The organism is Bacillus sp. AP8 (assembly GCF_000321185.1).
Taxonomy (GTDB): Bacteria; Bacillota; Bacilli; order Bacillales; family DSM-1321; genus Bacillus_AD; species Bacillus_AD massilioanorexius.
Genome location: NZ_CAPG01000028.1, coordinates 36375 through 45079 on the forward strand (window position 1 = coordinate 36375; position 8705 = coordinate 45079).

Sequence of the window (8705 nt, forward strand, 5' to 3'; positions counted from 1 at the left end):
TGGATGAAAAAATTAATCAAGAATGGGACGATTGTTACAGCTACAGATACATTTCGGGGAGATTTATTAATTATTGATGGAAAAATTAATAGTATAGGTGTTCAGTTATCAGATACTGATGCTGAAGTGATCGATGCAAAAGGTTGCTATATTCTACCTGGGGGAGTCGATCCTCATACCCACTTAGAAATGCCGTTTGGTGGAACGGTAACAAAAGATGATTTTGAATACGGTACAATTGCTGCTGCTTTTGGTGGAACTACAACAATCATAGATTTTTGCTTAACAGATAAAGGGGTACCATTAAAAGACTCTATTCAAACTTGGCATGAGAAAGCAAAAGGAAAAGCTGTTATTGATTATGGATTCCATCTTATGATAGGTGAAATAAATGAAAAGGTATTAAATGAATTACCTCAAGTACTAGAAGAAGATGGAATTTCTTCATTTAAAGTATTTATGGCCTACAAAAATGTTTTACAAGCCGATGATGAAACATTATTTAAAACACTTATAGCCGCAAAAGAATTAGGTGCTTTAGTTATGGTACACGCAGAAAATGGTGACGTTATTGATTATTTAACAAAAAAAGCATTAGCAAACGGACAGACTGAACCTATTTATCATGCTTTAACTAGACCTCCAGAGCTTGAAGGAGAAGCCACAGGTAGAGCTGCTCAATTAACAGCATTAGCTGATTCACAGCTTTATGTTGTACATGTGTCATGTGGTGACGCAGTGGAAAAAATTGCTGAAGCACGAAATAAAGGGATTAATGTTTGGGGAGAAACATGTCCTCAATATTTAACTTTAGATATAACCGCACTAGAGAAACCAGAATTTGAAGGAGCGAAATACGTTTGGTCCCCACCATTAAGAGAGAAAAAACACCAAGAAATTCTTTGGAATGCATTAAAAAGTGGACAATTACAAACGATTGGATCAGATCAATGCTCTTTTGATTTTAATGGTCAAAAAGATTTAGGAAAAGATGATTTTTCAAAGATTCCAAATGGAGGTCCGATGATTGAAGATCGAGTGTCTATTTTGTTTTCTGAAGGCGTTAAAAAAGGAAGAATTAGTCTGAACCAATTTGTTGATATTATAGCCACAAGATCTGCTAAATTATTTGGCTTATTCCCACAAAAAGGTACATTGGCTATTGGATCTGATGCCGATATAGTCATATTTGACCCGAATGTAGAAAGAGTCATATCTGCAAAAACACATCATATGGCTGTGGATTACAATGCTTTTGAAGGACTAAAGATAACTGGGGAACCAATCTCCGTTCTTATTAGAGGAGAATTTGTTGTACGTGATAAAAAGTTTGTCGGTAATCTTGGCTCAGGTAAGTTTTTGAAAAGAGCGAAATACAATACTGAAATTGTTATGGATCAAAACGAAACATTATCGATTTAATACTCTTTTTCATTCCAGCAAACTATTTGGAATGTTTCATTGATCTGAACAACTCCTGCAATGGCTTACTTTACTATAGCTTATTGCCTTCTTTGAATGAATAACAAAACATCAAGAGATTCGGTTATGAATAAATGCAAAAAAAATAAATAAACCGAAAAAGGAGTGTTCATTATGAAAAAGAGTCACTTGAAATCACCTGATTTGTATCCTATTCAACAAAAGGACCGTACGATTACATCCCTAGGGTATTCATTTATGTGGGTTGGAATGGTAGTTGTTCTAGCTACTTTTGCTATTGGAGGAGCTGGGGTTCAATCTCTACCATTGCCTTTGGTTATTCTTGCAACGGTTATTGGTTGTTTAGCTATTGGATTTTTTATTTCCTTAATAGCGGATATTGGTATTGAGCACGGATTATCTTTTCCTGTCTATATGCGAGCTCCATTTGGTACTGTTGGTACTCATATTCCTTCTATTGTTCGAGGGATCTCGGCTTCCATGTGGTTCGGGATAAACACATACTTCGGAGCAACTGCCATTAATGGGATTTTAGATATACTATGGGGTGTTGATAACTGGTTTGTTTGTTATTTATTATTCGCAGCCTTTCAATTAATCAATACTGCTTTAGGTATTAAATCTATTGAACGATTTGCCGATTTAGCAGCTCCTATTATCTTATTAATCTCTATTTGGATGTACATGTCTTTATCAGATACTGCTGCAACACAAGGAAGAGATATTTGGACTTGGTCTGAGAATACTGTTTCAGGAGGAGCAGCTTTTACAGCTTTTTTAGTTGTTATCTTTAGTAATATGGGATTTTGGGCGACACTTGGTGCAGATATTCCATCAATCTCCCGTTTTATAAAAGTGCCAAGAAATGAGAAAAACTGGTTTAAACGTAACAAAGGATCGCTCTATGGCAATCTTGTCGCAATGCCATTAACTCAGACTTTTATGATTATTATAGGTGCGGTATCTTATATTGCAGTGTTAAATGCTGATCCTGTCGTTGCGCTACAAGAATCATCAACGGGTATTTTTTTAGCTATTCTTCTCTTAATGATAGTGCTAGCGCAATGGTCTACAAATACAGCTGCTAATGTAGTGCCTGCGGCAACTATTTTTTCGAATGTTGGTGGACCAAAATTTCCGTTTTGGGCTGGTGTAATAACAGCAGGGGTAGTTGGAACAATTGTTAGACCGTGGGAGTTATTTGGCGTTATTATTCCTTTCCTTTTAATAGTGGGTGGAATTTTATCAGCGATAGTAGGAATTTTATTTGCGGATTATTATTTAATAAGAAAACGCCGAGTTAATGTGCCAGACTTATATGAAAATCACGGACAGTTTCGATATATGGGAGGAATTAATCTAGCAGGATTTATTTCGTGGATTATTGGTGCAGTTGTATCATATTTCACACCAAGTTATTCCTTTGTTGTGGGTTTTGTCATTGGTGCAATGATGTATTATGTACTTGCTAAATTTTGGTGGTTTAAGAAATATAAGCAAGCTGAAATTGATGATCCGAGTGATGAAAAGTATTTAGGCATTTCCGTAGGGAGAGATTGGATTATCGATGATGAAGATATGAAAAAGAGTGTTAGTGAAGAACCTCCTGCTGTTTAATCGAAAAGCATCTGCACCATTTATTATTCGTGTGACTAAAATATATGGGAGGTAGCATATGTCAGATTATGCGAAATGCCAATCTGAGAAAGAACAAATTGATTTTTTATTGGATAAAGGATTTGTTATTTCCAAAGTTACTGAAAATTTGAACGGGTCACATGTTGAGTTTACTCTTAATCAAGAAACCGAGAGTTTACAAATTACAACAGCTAACGCAAGAAAATATTTTTCGAGTTTACTATACAAGGATAAATCAGAACATCATAAATAAAGATAGAAAAGGAGCGGGAAAGGATGGAGTTTTTATTGCAAGTAAAAGACAATGCATTCCCATGTGAAGTAACTATTGATGAAGATAACGGCAGGTATATGATTAGAAAATCTGATTCAAGTGGTGAAGTCTTTAACTCCCCAAAGGAATTATTTGCGTGGATATTGGCAAATTGGGGTGCAGAAGATTTTATTGATAAAAAGCAATTTGAAACAATGCTTGCAGAAATACAAGCCAACTTTCCTCGCATTCATTGAAAGGTGATAGTGTGTTATAAAAAAGGATACTCTCTCTTCAAAAATCACAAATAGATTTTTGAAGAGAGTTGATGCATAAGGAGGTTAGACCATATGAAAGAACGCTCCACTTTAACAGTTGCTGAAATACTTAACCGGAAGCATTTTGAAAGTGCGTTAATTGTAGCGGGAAAACAAGGAATTCATCGAAATGTTAAGTGGGTGCATGTCGTTGAAGTGACGAATATTAAAAATTTGTTAAATGGTCAAGAATTAATCTTATCAACCGGTGTTGCTTGGAAAGAAAATGAATCATCCTTCTATTCAGTAGTAGAGCAACTAATCGATCATCATGCAGCTGGTTTATGTATTGAAATGGATACATATATGTCAAATATACCTACAGAGGTTATTCAATTAGCCAATGAACATTTATTTCCCATTATAATCTTTCAAGATGAAGTACCATTTGTTGAAATCACACAAGATATTCATTCATTGATTATTAACCAACAATATCAGATGATATCAAATTTAGAAAACTACTCACAGAATTTAAATAAACGTCTCCTATCTATTGATTCATATAATGACATCCTTCAATTCGTCTTTTCCTCATTAGATATGCAAATCATTTTTAAAATCAAAAATCATGATTTTGAGTTTGTGCCTGAAATAAGTCTGCAAGAACAAGAAAAAATAATACATCACTTAGAAAATGAAAATATCAATCATTCGTCATTGTTTGCGATGGCCCCCATTCATTTATTTGGTCAGGAATACGCTGAACTGTATATTTACTCAAAAGAAATTCCTATTAGCGAGTATGAACTTTTGATTATGGATCGTACTTCAACAGCATTAGCTCAACATTTGCTTCGTGATTTATATGTTGGTGAAAAAAAGAAGGCGGAAGAGTATGAATGGTTAAGTGGGTGGCTCGAAGGAGAGCATTCAAATGAAAATATTCAAGAATACTTGCTCATCCAAGGCATGAAAAACATTCCAACACATGGCGTTGTATTAATAGCTAAATATCCAACGATTAAAGATACCATTTCAAAAGATGTTACATTTGTTAAACTGTTTTTTCGTTCGATTTTCGAGCAGCAGGGATTTTCAGTTTTTGTGATGGAAAAACGAAATGAATTAATATTTATTTTATTAAACAACAGGAATTCTAGCAGTTTAAAAGAGAGACTACGTAAAGCGATAGACAATATAAAAGAGTCTGATTTTGTGAAGAAACAAAAGACCACTACGTTAATAATAGGGGCTGGAATGAAAGTTAAACAACTTACTGATATTCATAAAAGTTATCAAACTGCTAAGGAAACATTACGTATCCAACAAAAATTGATTACTAAAGAAATTCATTATTTCTATGAAGATTTACATTTATATCGGATTATCTCGTTAATGAACAAACATATTGATTTAAAGGAAATTGTAAAAGAATATTTACAGCCTGTAATAGATTATGATTCCAAATATAATGGCAAATTATTAGAAACTTTAAAAGCATATTTGGAGTGTAATGGTTCTAAACAAGAGACATCTAAAAAACTATATATTGTAAGACAAACACTATATCATCGCCTGCAAAAACTTGAAAATTTGCTCGGAGATGATTTTATGCAACAAGAAAAAAGAGTAGCAATCGAATTTATGATATTAGTAAATGATTATATGACTCCTAATAATCAGATTATAGGTATGAAAAGAATAATGAAATAGCTGTTTCAATATGTGCAGTAAGTTATGGCTCATTTTTTACATAATGTCTAATGAAAGTAAAGTGTTTCAAAGAGATAATATATGTATGACAATAGAATTTTTACATGTAGAATACTTATTTTAATGGAGGGGAAACAATGAGTATTACAAGTAATGAAACAACGATTTTGCGAAATTTTATTAATGGAAAATGGGTAAGTTCTAGTTGTGAAAGAACGATTGAAGTACCTAATCCAGCAACTGACAATGTGTTAATACAAGTACCAGTTTCTACAAAAGAAGATGTAGATTTAGCTGTTTCAGCTGCTAAAAACGCATTTAAATCGTGGAAAAAAGTACCTGTTCCTAAGAGAGCTAGGATTTTATTTAAATATCACTATTTATTATCTAAAAATCATCAAGAGTTAGCAAAACTCATTGTTCAAGAAAATGGTAAAGCGTACAAAGAAGCTTACGGGGAGGTACAACGAGGAATAGAATGCGTAGAATTTGCGGCAGGCGCTCCAACATTAATGATGGGGGAGACTTTGTCAGGAATTGCTGAGGATATTGATTCAGAAATGTTTCGATATCCATTAGGAGTAGTTGCCGGAATAACGCCTTTTAACTTTCCTATGATGGTACCACTATGGATGTTTCCTTTAGCCATTGCATGTGGAAACACCTTTGTACTAAAACCATCTGAAAAAACGCCAATCTTAGCTAATAAATTAGTAGAATTGTTTACTGAAGCAGGTGCACCTGAAGGGGTATTAAATGTTGTTCATGGTGCACATGATGTAGTAAATGGATTGCTCGATCATGAAGATATTTCAGCCATTTCTTTTGTTGGTTCTCAGCCGGTAGCTAAATATGTTTACGAGAGAGCAGCCGCAAACGGTAAAAGAGTTCAAGCTCTTTCAGGAGCAAAAAATCATCATGTTATCATGCCGGATGCAGATATCGAGAAATCTGTTCAAAATATTATGAGTTCAACATTTGGTAGTGCTGGACAGCGTTGTATGGCATGTAGTGCTGTCGTTGTAGTAGGTGAAAATAATCCGTTACTACATGCTTTAAAGCAAAAAGCTAATGAGCTTGTCATTGGGAATGGATTAGATGAAGAAGTACTATTAACGCCAGTTATCAGAAAAGACCATCGTGAAAAAATCATTAATTACATTGAAAAAGGCATAGAAGAAGGAGCAGAACTTCTTTTAGATGGTCGAATGGAAATGTCTGAGCATGAGGAGGGGAACTTTTTAGGGCCAACTATTTTTGATAAAGTAACTCCTGAAATGACAATTGCAAAAGAAGAAATTTTTGGTCCATTATTGAGCATCCTTCATGCGGATAGTCTCGATGATGCTTTAGATATTATTCGAAAATCGCGCTTTGGTAATGGAGCTACGATTTATACGAACAATGCAAGTGCCGTACGTCAATTCAGAGAGGAAGCTGACGCAGGTATGCTCGGTATCAATGTAGGCGTTCCTGCTACAATGGCATTTTTCCCATTCTCAGGTTGGAAAAATTCTTTTTATGGTGACCTACACGTTAATGGAAAGGACGGCTTGAACTTTTATACAAGAAAGAAAATGATTACATCACGTTTTGATTTCTAAATGTAAACCTTTTTAATTATTTGAGAGGCTGTGTTCTTTTAAATTATCATTGTTCCTTACGGTCCTTGAATAATAATAGTGGAGTCGGTTGATTGGGGCGTAAAGGGCAAGAATCTTGAAGGAGAACAAGATACAGGTGAGATCCTACACTATGTGTGCCCTAGGACTCACTGCCTCCCAAGAGAAAGTGAACATTCTAGAGCACAATGCAGAAATCTTTGTTAATAGTTAGCAATGTTTTCGAAAACGGTCATTCAAAAACTTATTGTTTAATTAGCATGATGAACAGAGTAAAAATTAATCAGGAGGTATGTGTAATGGTTCAATTAAATAACTCTGAAAATTCATTGCATAAGCAAGATGATCAATACGTTTGGCATTCAATGAAACCGTATAATCCAAAGGTAACGATCGTGGCCGAAAAGGCAGAGGGTGCATGGATTACGGATATTGAAGGAAATCGATATTTAGATGCAATGGCAGGACTTTGGTGTGTAAATGTAGGTTATGGTAGAACAGAATTAGCAGATGCAGCCTATGAACAGTTGAAAGAAATGGCGTACTTTCCTTTAAGTCAAAGTCATATACCTGCTATAAAGTTAGCGGAAAAGTTAAACAAATTATTAAACGATGAATATGTGATATTCTTTTCTAACAGTGGATCAGAAGCCAATGAAGCTGCCATTAAAATAGCAAGACAATATCATCAACAAAACGGTCAACATAATCGCTATAAAATTATTTCTAGATATCGAGCGTATCATGGAAGTACCATTGGTACTTTAGCAGCAACTGGTCAGGCACAACGAAAATATAAGTATGAACCATTAGCGCCAGGTTTTGTTCATATAGCGCCACCCGATTCTTATCGTGACGAAAACAATGGTCATGATCCAGAAGATTTACAATCTGTAAAAGAAATTGATAAAGTAATGACTTGGGAGTTAAGTGAAACAGTAGCGGCGATGATCATGGAGCCTATTATTACAGGTGGCGGTGTATTGATTCCACCTGAAGGCTATATGAAAGCAGCCAAAAAAGTTTGTGAAAAACATGGAGCCCTATTAATAGTTGATGAAGTGATTTGTGGGTTTGGTAGAACTGGAAAAGCATTTGGTTTTATGCATGAAGATGTAAAACCAGACATTATTACAATGGCCAAAGGAATTACAAGCGCTTATTTACCTTTATCAGCTACGGCAGTAAAAAAAGAAATATATGAAGCGTTTAAGGGAACAGAAGAGTATGATTATTTTAGACATGTAAACACATTCGGTGGTAATCCTGCAGCTTGTGCCTTGGCTTTGAAAAATTTAAAAATAATGGAGGAAGAGCAATTATTTGAGCGCTCAAAGCAACTAGGAAAAGCAGTTGTAAGAGATTTAGCAAATCTTCTTTATGATCATCCATTCGTTGGAGATGTTAGGGGAAGAGGTTTGCTAATAGGGATTGAATTAGTTGGAGATAAAAGAACTAAGACGCCATTAGATGTTGTTCTAGTAAATGAAGTAATTGCCATCTGTAAACAAAAAGGGGTTATCATTGGTAAAAATGGAGCGACTGTAGCCGGTTATAACAACGTTCTAACACTTTCTCCACCATTATCTATTACTCAGGATGAATTAGATTTCTTAGTAAGTACGTTATCATCTGCTTTAGATAAAATTAGATAATCAAGCTAGAAGATCATGTACTAAAAACTATATTTCTTACATTCTATGTTTTGAAAATTACATGCTACTAAAACAAATGTTACCATAATATAGCAAAATAAAAAAAGTTTGTGCTCTTCAT

The 8705-nt window shown here is 34.6% G+C and carries 7 protein-coding genes; all 7 read left to right on the forward strand.

Annotated elements, in window-relative coordinates:
- Nucleotides 1–3 precede the first annotated feature (3 nt).
- Nucleotides 4–1422 (forward strand): dihydropyrimidinase, encoded by a 1419-nt coding sequence (gene hydA / locus BN349_RS07170; RefSeq protein WP_019241605.1) that lies wholly within the window; start codon nucleotides 4–6, stop codon nucleotides 1420–1422.
- A 174-nt stretch (nucleotides 1423–1596) separates the two neighbouring features.
- Nucleotides 1597–3060 carry an NCS1 family transporter gene (locus BN349_RS07175; protein ID WP_019241606.1) on the forward strand — a complete coding sequence of 488 codons (1464 nt, stop codon included), beginning with the start codon at nucleotides 1597–1599 and terminating at the stop codon, nucleotides 3058–3060.
- A 58-nt stretch (nucleotides 3061–3118) separates the two neighbouring features.
- The gene (locus BN349_RS07180; protein ID WP_019241607.1) at nucleotides 3119–3334 is read left to right on the forward strand and encodes a hypothetical protein; all 216 of its coding nucleotides are present in this window, start codon (nucleotides 3119–3121) and stop codon (nucleotides 3332–3334) included.
- Nucleotides 3335–3357: 23 nt separating this feature from the next.
- Nucleotides 3358–3591 (forward strand): hypothetical protein, encoded by a 234-nt coding sequence (locus tag BN349_RS07185; protein ID WP_019241608.1) that lies wholly within the window; start codon nucleotides 3358–3360, stop codon nucleotides 3589–3591.
- A gap of 93 nt (nucleotides 3592–3684) precedes the next feature.
- Entirely contained in the window at nucleotides 3685–5307 is a 1623-nt protein-coding gene (locus tag BN349_RS07190; RefSeq protein WP_019241609.1) for a PucR family transcriptional regulator, read from the forward strand.
- 137 nt (nucleotides 5308–5444) lie between these two features.
- Nucleotides 5445–6911 (forward strand): CoA-acylating methylmalonate-semialdehyde dehydrogenase, encoded by a 1467-nt coding sequence (locus tag BN349_RS07195; RefSeq protein ID WP_019241610.1) that lies wholly within the window; start codon nucleotides 5445–5447, stop codon nucleotides 6909–6911.
- A gap of 317 nt (nucleotides 6912–7228) precedes the next feature.
- Nucleotides 7229–8584 (forward strand): aspartate aminotransferase family protein, encoded by a 1356-nt coding sequence (locus BN349_RS07200; protein ID WP_019241611.1) that lies wholly within the window; start codon nucleotides 7229–7231, stop codon nucleotides 8582–8584.
- Nucleotides 8585–8705 lie beyond the last annotated feature (121 nt).

Coding starts and splice junctions, on each gene's coding strand:
- hydA (WP_019241605.1), top strand. CDS start 4: ATGAAAAAATTAATCAAGAATGGGACGATTGTTACAGCTACAGATACA.
- BN349_RS07175 (WP_019241606.1), top strand. CDS start 1,597: ATGAAAAAGAGTCACTTGAAATCACCTGATTTGTATCCTATTCAACAA.
- BN349_RS07180 (WP_019241607.1), top strand. CDS start 3,119: ATGTCAGATTATGCGAAATGCCAATCTGAGAAAGAACAAATTGATTTT.
- BN349_RS07185 (WP_019241608.1), top strand. CDS start 3,358: ATGGAGTTTTTATTGCAAGTAAAAGACAATGCATTCCCATGTGAAGTA.
- BN349_RS07190 (WP_019241609.1), top strand. CDS start 3,685: ATGAAAGAACGCTCCACTTTAACAGTTGCTGAAATACTTAACCGGAAG.
- BN349_RS07195 (WP_019241610.1), top strand. CDS start 5,445: ATGAGTATTACAAGTAATGAAACAACGATTTTGCGAAATTTTATTAAT.
- BN349_RS07200 (WP_019241611.1), top strand. CDS start 7,229: ATGGTTCAATTAAATAACTCTGAAAATTCATTGCATAAGCAAGATGAT.